This is a genomic window from Streptomyces sp. NPDC046821, assembly GCF_040645335.1.
Lineage (GTDB): Bacteria > Actinomycetota > Actinomycetes > Streptomycetales > Streptomycetaceae > Streptomyces.
Map to the genome: position 1 here is coordinate 69,173 of NZ_JBEYYB010000018.1, position 20,369 is coordinate 89,541.

The window sequence follows — 20,369 nt, forward strand, 5'->3', positions numbered from 1 at the left end:
GTGTTCGAGCGTGCCTACCGCGATAGCCGTGACCAGCCCCGACCTGGTCCTGACCGCCTACGACCGGCATACGCCGTCCGCCGCCGTGCTCCAGTCCGCGATGGCCGGGCAGGACCCGAAGGGCGAGCCGTACTCCCTCGACCGGGCGATCGTCGAGATGCACACCCTGATCGAGCATCACGGCTATGTGATCGTCCTCTGTCCTGAATCCGTGCCGGATCCGGTCGTTCACCGGCTGCACGCCGTGCGTTCCGTGCTCGAAAGTGACCGGATCGCGATCCTGCGGCCCGAGCTGCCGCCGCTCGGACTGGCCGTCCTCGCGCTCCAGCTCCGCCAGTTGACCATGTGCGACTTCAGCCCCGGCGTGCTCGCCTCCGCCGCGCGGCTCCTCGCCCACTACATCTACGCCGGCGCCGTCCTCGGCTCCGTCGCCCGGCTCGACCGCGTACCCGTCAGCCTCAAGGCGCACGCGAAATCATGGATGCCGGGCGCCCAGTTCGCCGTACTCGCCACCCCGCAGCCCGAACTCGTAAGGCTCACCGGCCCTGAACCCTCCGTGCTCGCCGGGCCCGCCTTCGGTACGCGGATGTTCTACGCGGCCGGGCAGCAGCCCACCGACTGGATCACCGGCACCCTCGCCCCCGCCTGGCAGGTGCAGGGCGCCGTCGAGACCCGGCTGCCCGCCGAGTCCGCCCGCTGGTGGGCGACGGGGAAGCCCGGCACCCCGGGAGACGCCAGAAACCCCGGCAACCCGGGCAAGCTCGCCGAGTTCGTGGCCGCCATCCCCGATATCTCCGTGCTGTACCAGCTCGTCTCGTCCGTCCGGCGCGAGATGTGCCACTGGTGCGGGCTCGAACTCATCGGTGACCGCTGCGGGTTCTGCGGCGCGCCGCTCGGCGAGCCACCCACCGCCGCCATCGCCGCCCAGGACGACGCGCCGTTAACGAGCCGCGCCCTCGGCCCCGCGCCGGCGAGCGGCCTCGCCCCCGCCACCGGACCCGCGTCAGTGAGTGGCCTGACCCCCGCCACCGCCCCCGCGCGCGCCGCCCTGCCCCCCGCCGCCCGCCCCTGACCCCCCGGTCCCCAGATCCCCACGAGGTAGCCCGGTCCATGAACTCACGTCAGCGTCGTGGCGTCATCCTGCTGATCATCTCGGCCCTGTGCGCGGTCGGCGCCTTCGTCGGAGTGCTCTCGGTGATCCGCGACGTGAACTCGAAGGTGGGCCCGGAAGTCGCCGCGTACCGGCTGAAGAGCGATGTCGCGCCGTACAAGGAGCTGACCGCCGACCGGTTCGAGAAAGTCGACATGCCCGAGCGGTGGCTGTCGAAGACCGCCGTGACCAGCCTCAGCCAGATACGCGGCAAGATCGCCGTCACGACGCTGAAGAAGGGGTCCCTGCTCCAGACCGACATGATCGTCGCCCGGCCCCAGCTCCAGGGCGAGCAGCAGGAGATCGCCATCATGATCGACGCCGAGACCGGGGTGGCCGGCAAGATCACGCCCGGGTCGAAGGTCAACATCTACGCCACCTTCAAGGCCCCGAACGACAAGTCCAAGGACCAGTCCAAGGTCATCGTGCAGAACGCCGAGGTCATGGACGTCGGCAAGCTGACCCCCATCGACGAGCAGGGCGGCGACAACGGCCGGCGCCGGCAGGGCGAGGCCGTACCCATCACGTTCGCCCTCACCCCCGGTGACGCCCAGCGCGTCGCGTACGCCGAGTCGTTCGCGACCCATGTCCGGCTCGCGCTCGTCGCGCCGGGCAGCGACGCCACCGTCCCGCCCGGCGACCGCTCGTACACCCTCGACGAGGACAAATAGAGCGCGAACATCCCGGAACGTAAGGCCAGTTCAGTAGTGAAGCGAGAAGAGAGAGGAGGCGAGGGCGCCGTATGAGCATCCGTATTCTCCCGGCGGTCGGTGACCTGGACGCCGCCCGGTCCCTGGTCACGCTGCTCGGGCAGCTGCCCGACGCCGAGCCCGCGCCGCCCGTCGCCGACTCCACCGCCCTCCTCGACACCCTCGCCCGGCTCGCCGCCGAGTCGCTCGACGAACTGCCCGAGGTCGTCCTCGTCCACGAGCGGATCGGGCCCGTGCCCGCCCTCGACCTCATCCGGGACCTCGTCCTCCGCTTCCCGGCCGTCGGCGTCGTCCTCGCCACCGCCGACACCAGCCCCGCCCTGCTCACCGCCGCCATGGACTCGGGCGCCCGCGGCATCGTCGGCTTCCCTCTCGGGTACGACGCGCTGGCCGAGCGCGTCCAGGCCGCCGCCTACTGGGCCGGCGGGATGCGCCGGCACCTCGGCAGCGGCGGCGAACTCGCGCTCGCCGCCGGTTCGTCCGGCGGCACCGTCCTCACCGTCAGCGGCGCCAAGGGCGGCGTGGGGACCACCGTCACCGCCGTCCAACTCGCCCTCGCCGCCCAGGCGTCCGGCCGCTCCGTCGCGCTCCTCGACCTGGACCTCCAGTCCGGCGACGTCGCCTCGTACCTCGACGTCCAGTTCCGCCGCTCCGTCGCCGACCTCGCCACCATCCGCGACATCACCCCGCGCGTCCTCCAGGACGCCGTCTTCACCCACGAGACCGGCCTCTCCCTGCTCCTCGCGCCGTCCGACGGCGAACGCGGCGAAGAGGTCACCGACCGCGTAGCCCGCCAGGTAGTCCAGGCCCTGCGCAGCCGCTACGACCTCGTGGTCGTCGACTGCGGTACGCAGATGGGCTCCGCCAACGCGGCCGCCGTCGAACTCGCCGACCAGGCCGTCCTCCTGGTCACCCCGGACGTCGTCGCCGTACGCGCCGCGAAGCGCATGATCCGTATGTGGGACCGCCTCCAGATCCGCAAGGCGGAGGAGACCGTCGCCGTCATCAACCGTTCCACACGCGGCTCCGAGATCAGCGCGTCCCTGGTGGAGCGCGTCACCGGCACGAGGGTCGCCCGCGCGACCGTGCCCGCCGGGTACAAGGAACTCCAGGCCGCCGTCGACGCGGGCCGTATGCAGGACCTCGACAGCCGGTCGTCGGTGAAACAGGCCCTGTGGGGGCTCGCCGGAGAGCTGGGCCTCGCAGAGGCGACCGAGGTACGGGAGTCGGGTCGCCGCGCGCGTCGTCGGGGCGGTGACCGGGGCGCCGTCACCCTCGAATTCGCCGCCATGTTCCCGTTGCTGCTCGTCGTCATGGGCCTGCTGTGGCAGTGCGTCCTGTACGGGTACACGTACTCGCTGGCCGGGAACGCGGCGGACGAGGCGGCCAGGGCGTCGGCCTCCGCGGCCGCCGGGCTCGGCGACACGGCGGGCGCGTGCCAGTCCGCCGGCGAGAAGAACCTGCCCGGCGCGTGGCAGGGCGCCGCGATCACCTGCGCACCGGAGGGATCGGTGATGAAGGCGACGGTGCGGGTCGACGTCCCTGTGTTCTTCCCCGGCGTCGACGCGGGCTGGACGGTCACGGGCGAGGCGGGGGCGGCGCGGGAGGACGAGCTGGGGGGTGCGCCGTGAGGGGCGTCCGGGGTGCGGCGCCCCGGGTTCGTACCCCCGCCCACCCGTGGACACGGCCTCGCCTCCGCCACGACGACCGCGGCGTCTCCATGCTCGAATTCGCCGGCTTCCTCCCCTTCCTCCTCCTCATCGGCATGGCCGCGATCCAGCTCGGCCTCGTCGGGTACTCCGCCAACCAGGCCGGTTCCGGGGCCAGGGCCGCCGCCCGCGTGCAGTCCCTGGGCGGCGACGGCGCGGGCGCCGGGCGGGCCGCGATGAGCGCCTGGCTCGACGCGGACGTCGACCCCGGCGGGGGCGGGGGCCGTACGACCACAGCCACCGTCACCGTCCACGTCCCCGTACTCGTCCCGTTCCTCGACGCCCGCTGGGACGTGCGACGGAGCGCCACGATGCCGAACGACCGTACACAGGAAGGGAGTTGAGCGGAGCGATGAGCCTGCGATCACGGGTGACGGTCCGCGAGGAGCCCGGCCCCGCGCGCGACGACGGCCTCGTCGCCGTCTACCGCGCCAAGCTCCTGGAGGAGATCGACCTCGCCGAGATGTCGTCGCTCGCCGCGGCCGACCGGCGCGTGCGGCTCGAACGCGTCCTCGGCCACATCATCAGCCGCGAAGGCCCCGTTCTTTCCTCCGCCGAACGCTCCCAGCTCGTCCGCCGCGTCGTCGACGAGGCGCTCGGCCTCGGCGTGCTCGAACCCCTCCTCGCGGACGCGTCCATCACCGAGATCATGGTCAACGGCCCCGACGCGATCTTCGTGGAGCGCGCCGGCCGCGTCGAACAGCTCCCGCTCCGCTTCGCCTCGCAGGAACAGCTGATGCAGACCATCGAGCGCATCGTCTCCACGGTGAACCGGCGCGTCGACGAGTCGAACCCGATGGTCGACGCCCGCCTGCCCACCGGCGAGCGCGTCAACGTGATCATCCCGCCGCTGTCCCTCACCGGCGCCACGCTCACCATCCGCCGCTTCCCCCGCGCCTACACGCTCCCCGAGCTGATCGGACTCGGCTCGCTCGACGAGCAGATGCTGATGCTGCTCTCCGCGTTCGTGCGCGCCCGGTTCAACGTGATCGTGAGCGGCGGTACGGGTTCCGGGAAGACGACGCTGCTCAACGCGCTGTCCGGCCTGATCCCGCCCCACGAGCGCATCATCACCATCGAGGACTCGGCCGAGCTCCAGCTCCAGCAGGACCACGTCATCCGCCTCGAATCGCGGCCGCCGAACGTCGAGGGCAAGGGCCAGGTCACCATCCGCGACCTCGTCCGCAACTCCCTCCGTATGCGTCCCGACCGCATCATCGTCGGAGAGGTCCGCGGCGGCGAGACCCTCGACATGCTCCAGGCGATGTCGACCGGCCACGACGGCTCGCTCGCCACCGTCCACGCGAACGCCGCCGAGGACGCCCTCATGCGCCTCCAGACGCTCGGGTCCATGTCCGAGGTGCAGATCCCGTTCGAGGCGCTCAAGGACCAGATCAACTCGGCGGTCGACGTCCTCGTCCAGCTCACCCGGCACGCGGACGGCTCGCGCAAGGTCACCGAGATCGCCCTGCTCGTCTCGCACGGGCGCGAGCAGTTCCGGATCTCGACTGTCTCCCGTTTCGTGCCGCACCCGCTGGGCCACGACGGGCGCGTCAGCGGGATGTTCGAGCATCTGCCGCTGCCGAGGCGCGTGGCCGAGCGCCTGTACGTGGCGAACGAGCCGATCCCGCCCGCGTTCGGCGTGGTCGACGTCATCGACGGACGCAACACGAGGGAGGCCATCGGATGACCCCCAGGAGTGCTTCCAGGGGCGGCGGCACATGAGCGACCCCGCCCTCATCGCCCTCAGCGCAACCCTCCTGACCTGCGCACTCGCCGTCGGAGGCGTCCACGCGTACGCGTCCGGCCGTGCCCAGCGCCAGGCCCTCGTCGACCGGCTCGACGGCCGCTCGGGCGCGGGCCCGTACGACGGCGAGGCGGTCCGCGTACGACGCTTCGCCGGCGTCGACCGCAGGCTGCGCCGCACCCGGCTCGGCCGCGCCATCCACCTGCGCCTGTCCGCGACCGGGCTCGACGTGACCGCCGGGGAGTTCTTCACCTACGTACTCGCCCTGGTCGTCGCCCTGTGGCTGATCGCGTCCGCCGCGCTCGCCCCGTTCTTCGGGCCGATCGCCGGGCTGGTCGGCGTATGGAGCGCGGTGATCTTCCTGAACTGGCAGCGGCAGAAGCGCATAGAGGCGTTCATCAACCAACTCCCGGACGTGGCACGGCTGTTGGCGAACGCGACGGCTGCCGGTCTCGCGCTTCGTACGTCACTCGCGATGGCGGCGGAGGAGCTGGAGGCGCCCGCCGGCGAGGAGCTGTCCATGGTCGCCGACCAGCTCGCCCTCGGCCGTTCCGTCGACGACACCCTCGGTGAGCTGGCCGAACGCCTTCCGTCCCGCGAACTCGTCGTCCTCGTCACCACCCTCGTCCTCGCCAACAAGGCGGGCGGCTCCGTCGTGTCGTCCCTGCGGAACCTCACGCAGACCCTGGAGGACCGCAAGGAGACCCGGCGCGAGATCCGCACGATGCTCTCCGAGGTCAACGCGACGGCGTTCACCGTGCCGCTCCTCGGCCTCGGCTCCCTCCTCCTCATCAACTCGTCGAACGAGGGCGCCCTCGCCCGCGTGACCGGCTCCCCGGTCGGCCAGGCCCTGATCCTGCTCTCGCTCGCCCTGTACGGAGTCGGCTTCTTCGTGATCCGCCGGCTCGGGAAGATCGAGGTCTGAGGTGGTCACGGGTATGGGGCCGAGCGCCGGGCCGGGTACGGGGCTGATCGCAATTCTGCTCGCCGGCGTCATGGGTCTCGCCGTCCTCGGGATCTTCCTCGGCGTCCGCATGTACCGCGCCGAGGCCAGACTCCCCGGCGACCTGGCCCTCGCCCTCGAAGTCGGCGCGACGCGCGTGTCCGCCACGGGGTCGGCGGTCGACCGCCTCGGTATGCGGTTGGCCCCGCTGGTTCTACGGGCCATGGGGCCGCGCCGCGTCGACCGCAAGCGGCGCAGGATCGACATGGCGGGCAACCCCGGCGGCCTCACCATCGACCGTTACGCGGCGCGCCGCGCGGTCTACGGGATCTTCGGCGTCGTCCTCGGCCTGGTCTTCCTCAACAGCGGGCGGCTCCTGTTCGCCGCGCTCACGTTCGCGTTCGGTGTGCTCGCGGCGGACGTGCTGATCTGGCAGGCGACGCGCGAGCGCAAAGAGGTCATCGACCGGACGCTGCCCGACTTCCTCGACGTACTCGCGGTCGTCGTCTCGGCGGGCCTCGGCTTCCGCCAGGCGCTCGACCGGGTGGCCGAGAAGTACGAGGGGCCGTGGGCCGACGAACTCCGCATCACGCTCCGCCAGATGGACATGGGCGTGAGCCGCCGCCAGGCCTTCGACGAACTGCGCCGGCGCAACGCGTCCGAGCAGGTCGCCCAGTTCGTCTCGGCGCTCCAGCAGGGCGAGGAGCTGGGCGCGCCCATCGCGGACACGCTCATCCAGATCGCGACGGACATGCGCCGCACGGACGCCCAGAACTCGCGGCGCCGCGCGGCGAAGACGATTCCCAAGGCGACCATGGTCACCCTCGTCTTCATGCTCCCGGCGACGATGATCCTCATCGCGACGGGCATGTTCCTGGGCTCCGGGTCCAACTTCGGCTCGATCCTGGGGCGTTAAGTGGTCAAGCTCGGATCGTTAGTGTGCGAAACGCGGTACAGAGGGTTGCATTTCACGTACGTTGCGTATGGTGCCCGGAGTGTTCGGGGCGGTGAGGTCGTGCGGGAGCAAAGGGGAAACCGTGCTGAAGGAACGCGTGCTCGGGGTGTGGGTGAAGTGGTCGGTGACGGTAGGGGACCGTATCCGCGGAAAGGACCGCGATTCCGGCGCGGGATTCGTGGAGTATGCGGGGCTGATGATTCTGATCGCGGGGATTTTTACGTTGATCGATCAGATCGGTCTGGACGGTCTGATCTCCAATGCGATCCGGAACGCGGTCACCAAGGTGACAGGCGGCTGAGGTTCGTTCGGCTTCGCGATGACTCTGGGCAGACCCTGCCCATCTACATCTGGCTCACCGGAATTCTGCTTTTTGTCGCGTTCGCGTTCTTCGCGTTCGCTCAGGCGGCGTCGGCGCGTAACGGTGCCCAGTCGGCTGCCGACGCCGCTGCTCTGGCGGCGGCTCAGGACGCCAGGAGTGACCTCGCCGACGGTCTGGGACAGGCCATCGGCCACGGAGACGCTTGGCCCGACTGGCTCGCAGGGCAGCAGGCGAACGGGGGCGGTGCGAAGAGCGCGGCGGATGCCCTTGCTGCGGAAAATGACGCCCGGGTGACGGCGTTCCAGTCCGCCGAGGTCAATGGCTATCCGGGATACCGGGTGGAAGTGGAGTCCCTACATCCAGTCGGCGATTCGATCATCCCCGGCACCGAGTCCGATTACGCGAAGGCGAAGGCGACAGCCGTGATTGAGCCGCGCTGTGACGTCGCCAGTTCCTCGGATCCGAAAAAAGCGGTGGAGTTCGAGTGCGATGGCGGCGATTCCTTCAACTTCGACCCCGGCCACTTCGAGCTGGGTGATCTTCCCGATGCGTCGACCCTGTTCTCCGTTCATCTGGCCGACTGACTAGTGAAGGAACACGTTTCGATGAAGACTCGGCAACGCACTGTTTTGGCCGCGCTGGCGATGACGACCGGACTTGTACTCACGTTGGCCGGCTGCGGCGGCGATGACGTCAAGGCCGATCCGAAGTCCTCGGCCTCACCGAAGCAGACGACCGGGCAGAACGCGGGGGACCAGCCGTCCTCTTCCCAGCCCACGAGCCAGGCGCTGGCCGAAGTGAAGAACAAGGACATCACGCTCACGGTCGACTCGGCGAAGCGTGATCAAGGCGGCTTCCTCACTCTCTCCGGCAAGGTGACCAACGGCGGTGGCGAGTTCTGGACCGCGACCGGCTGGCGCGGAGACGAACGCGAGGTGAGCTTCAACGGAGCGTCCATGGCCGGCGCCTCCGTCGTGGACAAGACAGGGAAGAAGAAGTACCTGATTCTGCGTGACACCCAAGGACGTTGCCTCTGCACGAAGTTCGAAGGCGGCGGCGTGAAAGCGGGCCAGTCCGTCGAGTGGTATGCGCAGTTCCCGTCACCCCCCGAAGGCACGACCAACGTCGACTTCCAGGTCGGCGACATGCCCCCGGCCGCCGTAGACATCACAGAGGGCGAGTAGCCATGCCACTCAGCCGCGCGCTCGTCACGGCCACCACCGCCGCCCTCCTCACCCTCACCCTCACCACCCCCGCCCAAGCCGACGACCCCAACCCCACCGGCGCCCCGCCCGGCAGCACCACCACCTCCCCGCTCCCCGAAGTCGACGCCAACAGTCCCGGGCTCAAGCTCGCCGACGGCGCCACGCTCGCGCCCGCCAAGGTGCTGGACATCAAGTCCGTCGTCGAGGACCTGTCCGGCGACGAACGGCGCGAAGACACCAACCAGGACGTGAAGTTCGCGCTCCAGGCGGAAGTCTTGTTCCCCAAGGACAGCGCCAAACTCAACCCGGGCGCCAAGTCCCGCATCCAGGCCATCGCCGACGAGATCAAGACCCAGAACGCCTCCGACGTCCGCGTCTTCGGCTTCACCGACAACCTCGGCACGTACGCCCACGGGCTCACGCTCTCCAAGAAGCGCGCGGAAGCCGTGCACGAGCAGCTCGCCGCGGCGCTCGGCTCGCAGGACCAGAACGTCACCTTCGCCGTACGCGGCTACAGCGAGGACTACCCCATCGCCGACAACACCAGCGAAGAGGGCCGCAGGAAGAACCGCCGGGTCGAGGTGTCGTTCCCGAGGGGCGCCACCGGACAACGGTGAAGCACAGTAGGTGAGTTCAGGGGGACGGAGTCGGAAGGTCCGTCCCGCTCGCGCCCACGCGCAACTCGTACCCCTTCGGAATCTTCCGCTCCGGGCTGCCCTTCAACGACACCGCCGTCGCCTGAGCGCTGAAGTCCTCCTCCACGGCGAGCATCGGCGTGTACTTGGTCTTCCCCTCGATGACCGACGCGGACTGACGGCGCGTCGGCGTCGTACTGATCGTCACCGTGTCGCCCGGCGCCGCCCCCGTCAGCTTGCCCCACACGGCGTCGCACCGCGCGCTGTACCGGATCTCCACGACCATCGTGCTCCGGGACTCGTCCTGCAAGGTCTCCGCGCCGACGTCGCAGTGGGTGATCTTGGGGTCGAGGCCCACGCAGGTACGGCCGGAACACGCCGCCGTGCTCTCGGCCTGGACGGCGGGGGAGGACGCCCCGGGCGCGTTGGACGGCGAGGCACGTCGTCCGGGACCGCTGCCGTCGCCGTCGAGCAGCGCCGTGAGGACGACCGTCGTGATCGCGCCTACGACGGCCACGACCACCCCGCCGATCAGCGACCCCGACCCGTGCGCGCCGACCCAGGCCCGAAGCCGCCGCCAGGCAGAGGCAGGGGCAGGGGGAGAGGGCGAGGGGGGTCCGGTGTCCGGTGTGTTCGGCGTGTTCGGTGACGGAGGCGTCCCGCCCTCACTCACGGCCAACCACCACACTCTCAGGCGTCTCGATCGACGTGCTCAATCATGGAGAGCCTGAGTTTTCCCCGAAGGGCCCGCGGTTACTCAATCCACGTACACCGGCAGCGAGTCCACGCCATAAACGATCGACAGCTTGCGGAACGTCAGGTCCTGCGGGTCCGCCGCGAGCTTCAACTCAGGGAAACGGCGGACGAGTTGGGGGAAGGCCGCCCGCAGTTCCATCTTGCCCAGCTCCGCGCCGATGCAGCGGTGGATGCCGTACCCGAAGGCGAGGTGGGAGCCGGAGGTGCGGCGGGACGGGTCGAAGCGGTCCATGTCGTCGCCGAGGCACCCGTCGCGGTCGGCGGCACTGAGGGAGACGAGGACGATGTCCCCGCCGGATATCTTGACCCCGCCTATCTCGACCTCCTCGCGCGCGAAGCGCGGGAACGCGGTCTGGACGACGGTGAGGTGACGCAGCAGCTCGTCCACGAAGGGCGCGGCGACCGCGTCCGGGTCCTCCGCGTCCCGCAGCGCCTCGAAGTGCTCGCGGTTCTGGAGCAGGATCAGCGTGCCGAGCGCCAACATGCTCGCCGTCGTCTCCAGGCCACCCGTGAGGACACCGTCCGCGAGACCCGTCAGCTCCTCGTCGGTGACCGAGTCGCCGTACTCGCGGACCAGCATCCCGAGGAGACCGTCACCGGGGTTGCGCCGCTGCTCGGCGACGATCCCGCGCAGATAGTCGAGCGACTGCGAGACCGCGCTGAAGGACGCACCCGCCCCGCCGAACACGTCGAAACGCGCCACGGAGAACTGCTGGAAGTCCTCCCGGTCCTCGTACGGGACACCGAGCAGCTCGCAGATCACCAGCGCCGGCACGGGCATCGCGAAGTGCTCGACGAGGTCGACCGTGCCGTCGGCGTCCGCGGCCTTCGCGAGGTCGGCGAGCCGCTCCTCGACGATCGCGTGGATGCGGGGCGTGAGCCGGCTGAGCCGCCGCATCGTGAACTCGGGCGTCAGCATCTTCCGCAGCCGGGTGTGGTCCGGCGGGTCGGTGAAGCCGAGGCCGCCCGGGTTCTGGTCGTCGGTGACACCGGTGTTGCCGACCAGGTTCCGGAAGTCGTTGCTGAAGGCGGACCCGTGGCCGAGTACGGCCTTCGCCTCCTCGTAGCCGGTGACCAGCCAGACCGTCATGCCGGGGATGGGCAGCCTGCTGACCGGTTCGCGGTCCCGGAGTTCACCGATCTCGGCCACCGGGTCGAGGCCCTCGCGGCGCAGCGGCAGGAGCGCGGCGTCGGGCAGCTTCGAGAGGACGGACAGGTCGAGTCCGCCCTTCTTCCGGAGCCGGGCGAAGTAGAGGCGCGTGAGCCAGGCCGCTATCGCTGAACGGGCAGCACGAACAGAACGGAAAGAACGATCGGTCATGAGCTCGCATTTCGGCGCGGGACGGTCGATGCCGTTACCTGTGTCGGGCAGCGGTGCCCGGAGCGGATTCGCCAAGGGTACGTGGACGGCCCCCGCGCGCCGAGAGGGAGGGCCACAGCCGGAGACCGGCGACCGCGGCCACGGATACGACGGCGACCGCGCGGCGCCCGTAAAAGCACATGCCGCGGCCCTGCCGCCGCTGCCACCATGACGCCATGACCACACCCCCCACCAGCCCCTCGTCCGTACCCCCGACCCACGCCGGCCGCCCCTTCGACGAGCTCGTCGCCGAGGCGGCCGCCGCCCCCGTCGACGGCTGGGACTTCTCGTGGTTCGAGGGCCGCGCCACCGAGGAGCGGCCCTCGTGGGGGTACGCGCGTGCTCTGGGGGAGCGCATGGGGCGGGCGTCCGCCGGGCTCGACCTCCAGACCGGCGGTGGCGAGGTCCTCGCCTCCGCCCCGGAGCTGCCCCCGCTGATCGCGGCCACCGAGGGCTGGCCGCCCAACGTCGCCAAGGCCTCCGCCCTCCTCGCCCCGCGCGGCGTCGTGGTCGTCGCCTCGCCGGAGGACGCCCCGCTGCCGTTCGCGGACGGCACGTTCGACCTGGTGACCAGCCGGCATCCGGTGAAGGCCCCGTTCGCCGAGATCGCCCGGGTGCTGACGCCCGGCGGCACGTACTTCGCCCAGCACGTGGGCCCGAGCAGCGTCTTCGAGGTCGTCGAGTACTTCCTCGGCCCGCAGCCCGAGGAGGGCAGGCGGGCGCGCGACCCGCGGAGCGAGCGCGCGGAGGCCGAGGCGGCAGGCCTGGAGATCGTCGACCTGCGCGCGGAGCGCCTGCGGATCGAGTTCTACGACATCGGGGCCGTCGTCCACTTCCTGCGCAAGGTCGTCTGGATGGTGCCCGGCTTCACCGTCGAGGAGTACCGGCCGCGCCTGCGTGAGCTGCACCGACGGATCGCGGACGAGGGGCCGTTCATGGCACACAGCACCCGCCACCTGATCGAGGCCCGCAAGCCGGGAACGCCGTAGCGGGGCGCCCGCCCGCCGGCGCCGGCTCCCCACACTCGTAAAGCACCGCGTATTACCCCGGAGCGAACCCGGAGTGACCCCGGAGCGAACCGAATCCGCATCGTTATCGATCGGCGACCGATCCACCCACCACCGTGCCTTAGGTTCAGACCAAGGCAATTCGCGTGAGCAAAGCTGCGCGGCGGTACCGTGCAGTGGAGGGGGCTGCGCGGTGCCGCGTGCCTTCCCTCTCTTGGCGGACCGAGCCACTCGCCGGGCGTCTTCGCGGACCGAGCTACTCACCACCCCCCCTCGCGGGGCGAGCTACCCGCCGGCCCCCGTCGCGCGTCCCAGAATCGTCACCCGCACACCCCGCCGTACACCCCAGCGGGCCATCGCCCCCGCCTCCGCTTCCAGGACGCTGCGGGCGCGCAGTCGGGGGAGTCCGATGCGGCCCGGCCGCATCGTCCGCACCGCGAGCACTTTCCCCCGCCGGTCCAAATAGGCCACATCGATCGCGAAGCGCATCCCCACGGTGTGCACGCTCGACGAGGCCGTCAGCAGCAGCGCGCCGTCGATCCCGTCGCGGCCGAGCAGCCCGCGCCGCCGCGCCGGCCCCGACTCCGCGATCTCCAGCGGGAGTTGGGCCTCGTGTCCCGCCACGGTGAAGCTCGCCATGATGCCGCAGCCAACCTTCCGGCCGCCCCGGCGTCAAGGCGGCGTTCGTCGCACGACTACTCCGTCAGGGGGACCCCGGGGTCCAGGGCCGAAAGCCGGGAAAACCGTTGCGAATCCCGGTGTGGAACGGCCGGAAACCTCCCTCCAGCCGTCGCCGGGTGACTTCGGAGAGTAGTTGTGGCACGCCGATGCACCCAACATCCCTCACGAAGGGTTATGGTGGAAACCCCCCCTCGGGCCGGTCCGTCTCCCCCCCCACGGACCGGCCCGTTTTTTTTGTCCCCGCCCGCGCCGCGCGCGTACGGCCCCGGTCCCGGGCGCCCCCACTAGAGTCCCCGGCATGTGCATCCCGGGCCCCTCCGCCCCCAACTCCCCGGCGCAGCACGGCCCTTGTCCTTCGCGCACGCTGCCGCCGGTCATGCCGCGCTCGGTCCGGGCCGCCCGGACCACCACTCACCTCACGGTCGGGCTCGCCCTGCTCGTGTCCGTCGCGGTCGGCGTGACGGAGGGAGCGCGCGGCGCGGGCGCCGCGTTCGGCGGGAACATCTTCGGCGTAGTCCTGCTGGTCCTCGCCTGCTTCTACGGGAAGGCGGGCCGGGGCCTGCGGGTCACGTCCCTCGTCATCGCGAGCGTGCAGATCCCGCTCGGCCTGAGCGCGACCCTGCGCGGCAACATCGGCGGGCTGATCGCCCTGACCGGAGCCGTCGTCATGGTCGTCCTGCTGTCCCAGTCGAGTGCCGGCGCATGGTTCCGCAGGCCCCGCACCCCCGGCGCGTAACACCAGGAGTGCGGGCTACCAAGCGGAACAAAACTCAGCGGAGCGAGACGTCAGCTCCGCCCCGCCCAGATGTTCGTCCCCGGCGTCGACACCGCGAACGAGTCGATCTCCGCCAGCTCCTCGGCGGACAGCTTCGGGCTCGCGAGGGCCGCCACGTTCGCGTCCAGCTGGCGCACGCTGGACGCGCCGATGAGGGCCGACGTCATCCGCTCGTCCCGCAGCACCCAATTGAGTGCGAGCTGTGCGAGGGACTGGCCGCGGCGCTGCGCGATGTCGTTCAGGCCGTTCAGGCGGCGCACCACCTCGGCGTCACCGGCGAGGCGCGGGTCGAGGGACTTGCCCTGCGTCGCACGCGAACCCTCGGGAATGCCCTTGAGGTACTTGTCCGTCAGCAGACCCTGAGCGAGCGGCACGAACGAGATACAGCCCATACCCGCCGTCTCCAGCGTGTCCAGCAGCCCGTCGTCCTCCGTCCAGCGGTTGATCATCGAGTAAGAGGGCTGGTGGATGAGCGCCGGGACACCCATCTCCTTGAGCAGACGGGCGGCCTCGGCGGTCTGCTCGCTGTTGTAGGAGGACACGCCCACGTACAGCGCCTTGCCCTGCTGAACGGCGGACGCGAGCGCGCCCATCGTCTCCTCCAGCGGGGTGTGCGGGTCGAAGCGGTGCGAGTAGAAGATGTCGACGTAGTCGAGGCCCATCCGCTTCAGGGACGCGTCGAGCGACGACATCAGGTACTTGCGGCTGCCCCATTCGCCGTACGGGCCGGGGTGCATGAGGTAGCCCGCCTTGGTCGAGACGATCAGCTCGTCCCGGTACCGGGCGAAGTCCTGGGCGAAGATCTTGCCGAAGTTCAGCTCGGCGGAGCCGGGCGGCGGCCCGTAGTTGTTCGCCAGGTCGAAGTGGGTGACACCCAGGTCGAAGGCGCGACGGAGGATCTCCCGCTGCGAGGTGAGCGACCGGTCGTCACCGAAGTTGTGCCACAGGCCGAGCGAGATCGCGGGCAGTTTGAGACCGCTGCGACCGGTGCGCCGGTACTCCATCGAGTCGTAGCGGTCCGGGGCGGCGCGGTACGGAGAGGTGTCGTTCATGGGTACGAAACTACGTCAGGCCCCCGGCCCCCAAGGCAGGCGCGGGCGCCCGCAGCGGTAGGCTTTCGGCCTAGGGGACTGCCGTCTGCACGGAGGGGCTGAAAGACAGTGAACCTGCGCGACCTGGTGTACGGACTTTACGCACGCCGGGTGGAAGGCCGTCTCGACCACGACCAGGTGCCCAAGCACATCGGCGTCATCCTCGACGGGAACAGGCGCTGGGCGAAGGCCTCCGGAGGCACGGCCGCGGAGGGCCACCAGGCGGGCGCGTACAAGATCGAGGAGTTCCTCGGCTGGTGTGCCGAGACGGACGTCGAGGTCGTCACGCTCTGGATGCTGTCCACGGACAACTTCAACCGTCCCGAGGAGGAGATGCGTCCGCTCCTCGGCATCATCGAGGAGACCGTCCGCAGCCTCGCCGTCGACGGCCGCTGGCGCGTCCACCACGTCGGCACCCTCGACCTCCTGCCGGCCCGCACGCAGACCGTCCTCAAGGAGGCCGAGCAGGCCACCCACGGGAACAAGGGAATACTGGTCAACGTCGCGGTCGGCTACGGCGGCCGCCAGGAGATCGCCGACGCCGTGCGCTCGCTGCTCCTCGACCACGCGGAGAAGGGCACGAAGCTCGAGGAGATCGCCGACAGCGTCGACATCGACCAGATCTCCAAGCACCTCTACACCAGCGGCCAGCCCGACCCCGACCTCGTCATCCGCACGAGCGGCGAGCAGCGCCTGTCCGGCTTCATGCTCTGGCAGTCGGCCCACTCCGAGTACTACTTCTGCGAAGTCTTCTGGCCCGCGTTCCGCAAGGTCGACTTCCTGCGCGCCCTGCGCGACTACGCGGCCCGCCACCGGCGTTACGGCGGCTGATCCGGGAGCGTCGCGAAGCGACCCGGGAGACATACGTCACCAGGAGTTCACGCAGGTGCCGCCGCCTGTCATGGCATGGCCGCGTGTGTTCGAGGGAATAAGCCTTCCAGGTCGATGTCCGACTCACGGACGTCGAGTCTCAGCGGACGGCACGGGGCTGTCCGCCCGGGAGGCCCTTTGCGCCAGGACGACCACACGGGGAGTTCGCACTCCGTTGGCCAGGCTGGGGGCCGGTCTGCGGCCCGAGCATTCGGGGCCGTCGATCGGCGGTTACGACCCGCCCCGCCCGGTCCAGGACCCTCTGTCGCTCCCCGACCTCATCCGAGGGGGTACGTCCTTCCGTGGTGACCAGCAACAAGCGCCAGCCCGACCGGCGCACTTATGTTCTCGACACCAGCGTCCTGCTGGCCGACCCGAACGCCCTGACCAGGTTCGACGAGCACGAAGTGGTGCTGCCGGTCGTCGTGGTCACGGAACTGGAGGCCAAGCGACACCATCCGGAACTCGGCTACTTCGCCCGGCAGGCCCTGCGTCTGCTCGACGACTTCCGGGTCAGGAACGGACGCCTGGACGCCCCGATCCCCATCGGCGACCTGGGCGGCACCCTGAGAGTCGAGCTCAACCACTCGGATCCGGGGGTGCTCCCGGCGGGCTACCGCCTGGGGGACAACGACTCCCGCATCCTCGCCGTCGCCCGCAACCTCCAGGCCGAGGGGTACGACGTCACCGTCGTCTCCAAGGACCTGCCGCTGCGCATCAAGGCGTCATCGGTGGGCCTGCTCGCCGAGGAGTACCGCGCGGAGCTCGCCATCACGGACTCCGGCTGGACCGGAATGTCCGAACTGCGGCTCTCCGGTGAGCAGGTGGACCTCCTCTTCGAACAGGAGAGCCTGTACGTACCGGAGGCGGCGGAGCTGCCCGTCCACACCGGCCTCACCATCCAGTCCGAACGCGGCAAGGCGCTCGGCAGGATCACGGCCGAGGGCAACGTCCGTCTGGTGCGCGGCGACCGTGAGGCGTTCGGCATCAAGGGCCGCAGCGCCGAACAGCGCATCGCGCTCGACCTGCTCCTCGACCCGGACATCGGGATCCTGTCGATGGGCGGCCGGGCCGGCACCGGAAAGTCGGCGCTCGCGCTGTGCGCGGGACTCGAAGCGGTGCTGGAGCGGCGCCAGCACCAGAAGGTCATGGTGTTCCGTCCGCTGTACGCGGTGGGCGGCCAGGAACTCGGCTATCTGCCCGGCACCGAGGCCGAGAAGATGGGCCCGTGGGCGCAGGCCGTGTTCGACACCCTCGGATCCGTCGCCGGCAAGGAGGTCATCGAGGAGGTCACGGCGCGCGGCATGTTGGAGGTCCTGCCGCTGACACACATCCGCGGCCGCTCCCTGCACGACGCCTTCGTGATCGTGGACGAGGCCCAATCCCTCGAACGGAACGTCCTGCTGACCGTTCTGTCGCGGATCGGGGCGAATTCACGGGTGGTTCTCACCCACGACGTCGCGCAGCGGGACAACCTCCGGGTCGGCCGGTACGACGGAGTCGTCGCCGTCGTAGAGAAGCTGAAGGGGCATCCGCTGTTCGCGCACGTCACCCTCACCCGATCGGAGCGTTCGCAGATCGCGGCCCTGGTCACGGAGATGCTGGAGGACGGACACCTCTGAGAGAAGTGAGCGGAACGCCCCATCTTGTGGGGGTTACGCGGTAGTTGGCGCCGCCCGGCGAAGCGCAGGAGCTTAGCCGGGCGGCGTCATGCCGCGAGCTTTTTTCCGCGAAACGCCAGGGACAAACGAGGTGTGAGCTTTCCCACTTCGATGAGAATTGCCTTGAGGCAACCGTGTCCGGCAGAGTCTCAGTCCTGTCAGGCCCCGCATACGACACTTGTGTACCCCCAGCGGTATGAGCATCAAGGCATTCAGAACTTCACAGAGGCCGTCGTATGCCGCCCGAGCACCACGCGGCTCTCCCGTAGCGGGAGTTGCCCACCGGGCCCGTGTCTCCCGTGACCCCGCAGTTGGGAGGCCAGCGCCAGGGGCAAGATTGCGTCCGCGAGGGTCACCTACAGCGGGCGATGCTGGAAGGAAACCGTGTGAGCCGGATTTCGGTCCGGGGATTCGCAGTGGCTTCGGCCACCGCGGTCACCACTGTCGGCGCCGTCGTGGGTGTTGCCTCGGGCAGCACCGCTCAGCCCTCGAACCATGAGGCAGAGGCCACGGCGAGCGACGCGACCCTCCTCGCCGACATACCCGCGGGTCAGCAGGCCCAGGTCCAGACCGCCACGTTGACGCAGCAGGCCGAGACGCAGGCCATCGCCGCGGACAACGCTGCCCAGAAGTCGGCGGAGGAAGCAGCCCGTAAGCAGGCTGCCGAGGACGCCGTCGCCAAGCAGCAGGCCGCCGCTGACGCCAAGAAGAAGGCCGAGGACGAGGCGAAGGCGCGCGCGGAGGCCAAGAAGGCCGCCGCCAGCCGCTCCGCCACCCGTGACGCCTCCAGCTTCGCCGCGCAGGCTTCCTACTCGGTGTCGCAGATACAGGCGATGGCGCGTCAGATGGTGCCCGCCGGGCAGTTCCAGTGCTTCAGCAACATCGTGAACCACGAGTCCAGCTGGAACTACCAGGCGACCAACGCCTCCTCCGGTGCCTACGGCCTGTTCCAGGCGCTGCCCGCCTCGAAGTACTCCTCCGCGGGTGCCGACTGGCAGACCAACCCGGCCACCCAGATCAAGTGGGGCCTCAACTACATGGACAGCCGTTACGGCAGCCCGTGCGAGGCCTGGTCCTTCTGGCAGGCCAACCAGTGGTACTAGTACCGCTGCCGCGCGCATGACGGGCCGTCGGCCCGTCAGCCCGTGAACCCTTCGGAGCCCCTCGCCGTCCTACGGTGAGGGGCTTCGGGCATGTACGGTCTTAGCCGACGACTCCCGGGGAGTCGGCCGGAGCGCACACGGGGGAAAAGGACGGATCATGTCGCGAGTGCCGGATTGGCTCGACCGCATCGGCAGCAGCCTCAGCCGGATGGGCGAGCGGTTGGAGGAACGCCGCGCGCAGGCCGAGCTCGACGGCCACCACGGCGACGACTTCGTGCCGGCGGCCGTCCCGGCGGCCGCCCCGGCGGCCATTCCGGTCCACGCTGCGGCGTACGCCGTGCCCGAGTCGCCCCCGGTGCCCGAAGAGCCCCAAGTGCCCGCCGCGCGGCCCGAGGACGGGGGCGCCGAGCACGTACCCGCGCCGCCCGCCTACGCCCCCGCGATAGCGGCGCGGCCCGACCCCGTCGCCGCCGTGCCGTGGGGGATGAGGGTCGCGGCCGAGGCCGGCTGGCGCCTCCTCGTCCTCGCGGGCACCGTCTGGGTCCTGATGAAGGTCATCGGCGCCGTACAGCTCGTGGTGTTCGCCTTCGTCGCCGCGATGCTCATCACCGCGATCCTCCAGCCCACCGTGGCCCGCCTCCGTAAGCACGGGGTGCCGCGCGGCCTCGCGACCGCGCTCACCGCGATCCTCGGCTTCGTCATCATGGGGCTCGTCGGCTGGTTCGTGGTCTGGCAGGTCCAGGAGAACATCGACAACCTCTCCAGCCAGATCCAGGACGGCATCGACGAGCTGCGCCGCTGGCTGCTCAACAGTCCGTTCCACGTGACCGAGAGCCAGATCAACGACATCGCCAAGAGCCTGCGCGATGCCGTCGGCGCCAACACCGACCAGATCACGTCCGCCGGGCTCGAAGGCGTCACCGTCATCGTCGAGGCGCTCACCGGCATCCTGCTCACGATGTTCTCGACGCTGTTCCTGCTCTACGACGGGCGGCGCATCTGGGAGTGGACGCTCAAGCTCGTGCCGGCGCAGGCCCGTCCCGGGATCGCGGGCGCGGGGCCGCGTGCGTGGCGGACGCTCACCGCGTATGTGCGGGGGACCGTCATCGTCGCCCTGATCGACGCGATCTTCATCGGGCTCGGCATCTACTTCCTGGGCGTCCCCATGGCGGTGCCGCTCGCCGTCTTCATCTTCCTGTTCGCGTTCATCCCGCTCGTGGGTGCGGTCATCTCGGGCGCGCTGGCCGTGGTGGTGGCGCTCGTGACGCAGGGGCCGTTCACGGCGGTGATGACGTTGGCGGTGGTGCTCGCCGTGCAGCAGATCGAGGGCCACATTCTGCAGCCGTTCATTCTGGGGCGGGCCGTGCGGGTGCATCCGCTGGCGGTGGTGCTGTCCGTGGCGGCCGGTGGGATGGTCGCCGGGATCGGCGGGGCCGTGGTGGCGGTACCGCTGGTCGCTGTGCTGAACACGGTCGTGGGTTATCTGCGGTCTTACTCACATGAGCCGGTGCGGCGGACGGCTCCGCCGCATGGGGCTACGGCGGTGGGGGCGGCTCCGCCGGGGGATGTGTAGGGGCTCTTCTTTCCCCAAACCCGCCCCTTCCCGATTGTCCTCAAACGCCGGACGGGCTGGATGTGCTTGGCTGCGCCGGAACATCAGCCTCTCCGGCGTTTGAGGAGCGGGGTCTG

The 20,369-nt window shown here is 70.1% G+C and carries 21 protein-coding genes and 1 pseudogene; 18 read left to right on the forward strand and 4 right to left on the reverse strand.

Going from position 1 to position 20,369, the window contains the following annotated elements:
* Positions 1-28 precede the first annotated feature (28 nt).
* The 12 genes and pseudogenes from ABZ893_RS31620 to ABZ893_RS31675 all read left to right on the forward strand — a co-directional run bounded on the left by ABZ893_RS31620 (position 29) and on the right by ABZ893_RS31675 (position 9,358).
* Positions 29-1,072, forward strand: coding sequence for a hypothetical protein (locus tag ABZ893_RS31620; RefSeq protein ID WP_361410786.1), 1,044 nt, complete (start codon positions 29-31; stop codon positions 1,070-1,072).
* Positions 1,073-1,110: 38 nt separating this feature from the next.
* Positions 1,111-1,821, forward strand: a complete 711-nt coding sequence (cpaB, locus tag ABZ893_RS31625) for a Flp pilus assembly protein CpaB (RefSeq protein ID WP_361410789.1) — start codon at positions 1,111-1,113, stop codon at positions 1,819-1,821.
* Between the two features lie 71 nt (positions 1,822-1,892).
* On the forward strand, positions 1,893-3,491 hold the full coding sequence (locus tag ABZ893_RS31630) for an AAA family ATPase (protein ID WP_361410792.1): 1,599 nt from the start codon (positions 1,893-1,895) through the stop codon (positions 3,489-3,491).
* A gap of 89 nt (positions 3,492-3,580) precedes the next feature.
* A complete protein-coding gene (locus tag ABZ893_RS31635) occupies positions 3,581-3,913 on the forward strand; it encodes a TadE/TadG family type IV pilus assembly protein (RefSeq protein WP_361410795.1) in 333 nt (110 codons plus the stop codon).
* A gap of 8 nt (positions 3,914-3,921) precedes the next feature.
* Positions 3,922-5,259 (forward strand): CpaF family protein, encoded by a 1,338-nt coding sequence (locus ABZ893_RS31640; protein ID WP_361410798.1) that lies wholly within the window; start codon positions 3,922-3,924, stop codon positions 5,257-5,259.
* 31 nt (positions 5,260-5,290) lie between these two features.
* A complete protein-coding gene (locus ABZ893_RS31645; RefSeq protein ID WP_361410802.1) occupies positions 5,291-6,241 on the forward strand; it encodes a type II secretion system F family protein in 951 nt (316 codons plus the stop codon).
* 13 nt (positions 6,242-6,254) lie between these two features.
* A complete protein-coding gene (locus ABZ893_RS31650) occupies positions 6,255-7,175 on the forward strand; it encodes a DUF5936 domain-containing protein (RefSeq protein ID WP_361410805.1) in 921 nt (306 codons plus the stop codon).
* Between the two features lie 121 nt (positions 7,176-7,296).
* Positions 7,297-7,515: a hypothetical protein gene (locus tag ABZ893_RS31655; protein WP_361410808.1), complete on the forward strand. Its 219-nt coding sequence runs from the start codon at positions 7,297-7,299 to the stop codon at positions 7,513-7,515.
* A 35-nt stretch (positions 7,516-7,550) separates the two neighbouring features.
* A pseudogene (locus ABZ893_RS31660) lies at positions 7,551-7,673 on the forward strand (pilus assembly protein TadG-related protein); the annotation flags it as partial.
* Positions 7,674-7,826: 153 nt separating this feature from the next.
* Complete coding sequence (locus ABZ893_RS31665) at positions 7,827-8,120, forward strand: hypothetical protein (protein ID WP_361410919.1); 294 nt, start codon at positions 7,827-7,829, stop codon at positions 8,118-8,120.
* Positions 8,121-8,141: 21 nt separating this feature from the next.
* Positions 8,142-8,720, forward strand: a complete 579-nt coding sequence (locus ABZ893_RS31670) for a hypothetical protein (protein WP_361410811.1) — start codon at positions 8,142-8,144, stop codon at positions 8,718-8,720.
* A 2-nt stretch (positions 8,721-8,722) separates the two neighbouring features.
* The gene (locus tag ABZ893_RS31675) at positions 8,723-9,358 is read left to right on the forward strand and encodes an OmpA family protein (RefSeq protein WP_361410813.1); all 636 of its coding nucleotides are present in this window, start codon (positions 8,723-8,725) and stop codon (positions 9,356-9,358) included.
* 16 nt (positions 9,359-9,374) lie between these two features.
* On the opposite strand, the gene ABZ893_RS31680 is transcribed toward ABZ893_RS31675, so the two are convergent.
* Both ABZ893_RS31680 and ABZ893_RS31685 read right to left on the reverse strand, forming a co-directional pair.
* Positions 9,375-9,893: a DUF2690 domain-containing protein gene (locus tag ABZ893_RS31680; RefSeq protein WP_361410816.1), complete on the reverse strand. Its 519-nt coding sequence runs from the start codon at positions 9,891-9,893 to the stop codon at positions 9,375-9,377.
* Between the two features lie 240 nt (positions 9,894-10,133).
* Entirely contained in the window at positions 10,134-11,453 is a 1,320-nt protein-coding gene (locus ABZ893_RS31685) for a cytochrome P450 (RefSeq protein WP_361410819.1), read from the reverse strand.
* 215 nt (positions 11,454-11,668) lie between these two features.
* Between ABZ893_RS31685 and ABZ893_RS31690 the strand changes: the two genes are divergently transcribed.
* Entirely contained in the window at positions 11,669-12,481 is an 813-nt protein-coding gene (locus tag ABZ893_RS31690) for a class I SAM-dependent methyltransferase (RefSeq protein WP_361410822.1), read from the forward strand.
* 303 nt (positions 12,482-12,784) lie between these two features.
* Here ABZ893_RS31690 and ABZ893_RS31695 read toward each other — a convergent pair whose 3' ends face one another.
* Positions 12,785-13,138: a DUF192 domain-containing protein gene (locus ABZ893_RS31695; RefSeq protein ID WP_361410825.1), complete on the reverse strand. Its 354-nt coding sequence runs from the start codon at positions 13,136-13,138 to the stop codon at positions 12,785-12,787.
* Positions 13,139-13,478: 340 nt separating this feature from the next.
* Between ABZ893_RS31695 and ABZ893_RS31700 the strand changes: the two genes are divergently transcribed.
* Positions 13,479-13,916, forward strand: a complete 438-nt coding sequence (locus tag ABZ893_RS31700) for a hypothetical protein (RefSeq protein ID WP_361410828.1) — start codon at positions 13,479-13,481, stop codon at positions 13,914-13,916.
* Positions 13,917-13,966: 50 nt separating this feature from the next.
* Here ABZ893_RS31700 and mgrA read toward each other — a convergent pair whose 3' ends face one another.
* Entirely contained in the window at positions 13,967-15,007 is a 1,041-nt protein-coding gene (gene mgrA, locus ABZ893_RS31705; protein ID WP_361410831.1) for an L-glyceraldehyde 3-phosphate reductase, read from the reverse strand.
* Between the two features lie 108 nt (positions 15,008-15,115).
* Here mgrA and ABZ893_RS31710 point away from each other — a divergent pair, with 108 nt between their 5' ends.
* From ABZ893_RS31710 to ABZ893_RS31725, 4 genes are all read left to right on the forward strand, one after another.
* The gene (locus ABZ893_RS31710) at positions 15,116-15,877 is read left to right on the forward strand and encodes an isoprenyl transferase (protein ID WP_361410834.1); all 762 of its coding nucleotides are present in this window, start codon (positions 15,116-15,118) and stop codon (positions 15,875-15,877) included.
* A gap of 341 nt (positions 15,878-16,218) precedes the next feature.
* The gene (locus ABZ893_RS31715; RefSeq protein ID WP_361410837.1) at positions 16,219-17,538 is read left to right on the forward strand and encodes a PhoH family protein; all 1,320 of its coding nucleotides are present in this window, start codon (positions 16,219-16,221) and stop codon (positions 17,536-17,538) included.
* Positions 17,539-17,945: 407 nt separating this feature from the next.
* Positions 17,946-18,680 (forward strand): lytic transglycosylase domain-containing protein, encoded by a 735-nt coding sequence (locus tag ABZ893_RS31720; RefSeq protein ID WP_361410840.1) that lies wholly within the window; start codon positions 17,946-17,948, stop codon positions 18,678-18,680.
* Positions 18,681-18,837: 157 nt separating this feature from the next.
* The gene (locus ABZ893_RS31725; RefSeq protein WP_361410843.1) at positions 18,838-20,253 is read left to right on the forward strand and encodes an AI-2E family transporter; all 1,416 of its coding nucleotides are present in this window, start codon (positions 18,838-18,840) and stop codon (positions 20,251-20,253) included.
* The last annotated feature ends 116 nt before the right edge of the window (positions 20,254-20,369 follow it).

What these genes read in the sequence shown, in the direction of transcription:
- cpaB (WP_361410789.1), top strand. Translation starts at nt 1,111, where the DNA reads ATGAACTCACGTCAGCGTCGTGGCGTCATCCTGCTGATCATCTCGGCC.
- ABZ893_RS31630 (WP_361410792.1), top strand. Translation starts at nt 1,893, where the DNA reads ATGAGCATCCGTATTCTCCCGGCGGTCGGTGACCTGGACGCCGCCCGG.
- ABZ893_RS31635 (WP_361410795.1), top strand. Translation starts at nt 3,581, where the DNA reads ATGCTCGAATTCGCCGGCTTCCTCCCCTTCCTCCTCCTCATCGGCATG.
- ABZ893_RS31640 (WP_361410798.1), top strand. Translation starts at nt 3,922, where the DNA reads ATGAGCCTGCGATCACGGGTGACGGTCCGCGAGGAGCCCGGCCCCGCG.
- ABZ893_RS31645 (WP_361410802.1), top strand. Translation starts at nt 5,291, where the DNA reads ATGAGCGACCCCGCCCTCATCGCCCTCAGCGCAACCCTCCTGACCTGC.
- ABZ893_RS31650 (WP_361410805.1), top strand. Translation starts at nt 6,255, where the DNA reads ATGGGGCCGAGCGCCGGGCCGGGTACGGGGCTGATCGCAATTCTGCTC.
- ABZ893_RS31670 (WP_361410811.1), top strand. Translation starts at nt 8,142, where the DNA reads ATGAAGACTCGGCAACGCACTGTTTTGGCCGCGCTGGCGATGACGACC.
- ABZ893_RS31675 (WP_361410813.1), top strand. Translation starts at nt 8,723, where the DNA reads ATGCCACTCAGCCGCGCGCTCGTCACGGCCACCACCGCCGCCCTCCTC.
- ABZ893_RS31685 (WP_361410819.1), bottom strand. Translation starts at nt 11,453, where the DNA reads ATGACCGATCGTTCTTTCCGTTCTGTTCGTGCTGCCCGTTCAGCGATA.
- ABZ893_RS31690 (WP_361410822.1), top strand. Translation starts at nt 11,669, where the DNA reads ATGACCACACCCCCCACCAGCCCCTCGTCCGTACCCCCGACCCACGCC.
- ABZ893_RS31695 (WP_361410825.1), bottom strand. Translation starts at nt 13,138, where the DNA reads ATGGCGAGCTTCACCGTGGCGGGACACGAGGCCCAACTCCCGCTGGAG.
- ABZ893_RS31700 (WP_361410828.1), top strand. Translation starts at nt 13,479, where the DNA reads ATGTGCATCCCGGGCCCCTCCGCCCCCAACTCCCCGGCGCAGCACGGC.
- mgrA (WP_361410831.1), bottom strand. Translation starts at nt 15,007, where the DNA reads ATGAACGACACCTCTCCGTACCGCGCCGCCCCGGACCGCTACGACTCG.
- ABZ893_RS31720 (WP_361410840.1), top strand. Translation starts at nt 17,946, where the DNA reads ATGCTGGAAGGAAACCGTGTGAGCCGGATTTCGGTCCGGGGATTCGCA.
- ABZ893_RS31725 (WP_361410843.1), top strand. Translation starts at nt 18,838, where the DNA reads ATGTCGCGAGTGCCGGATTGGCTCGACCGCATCGGCAGCAGCCTCAGC.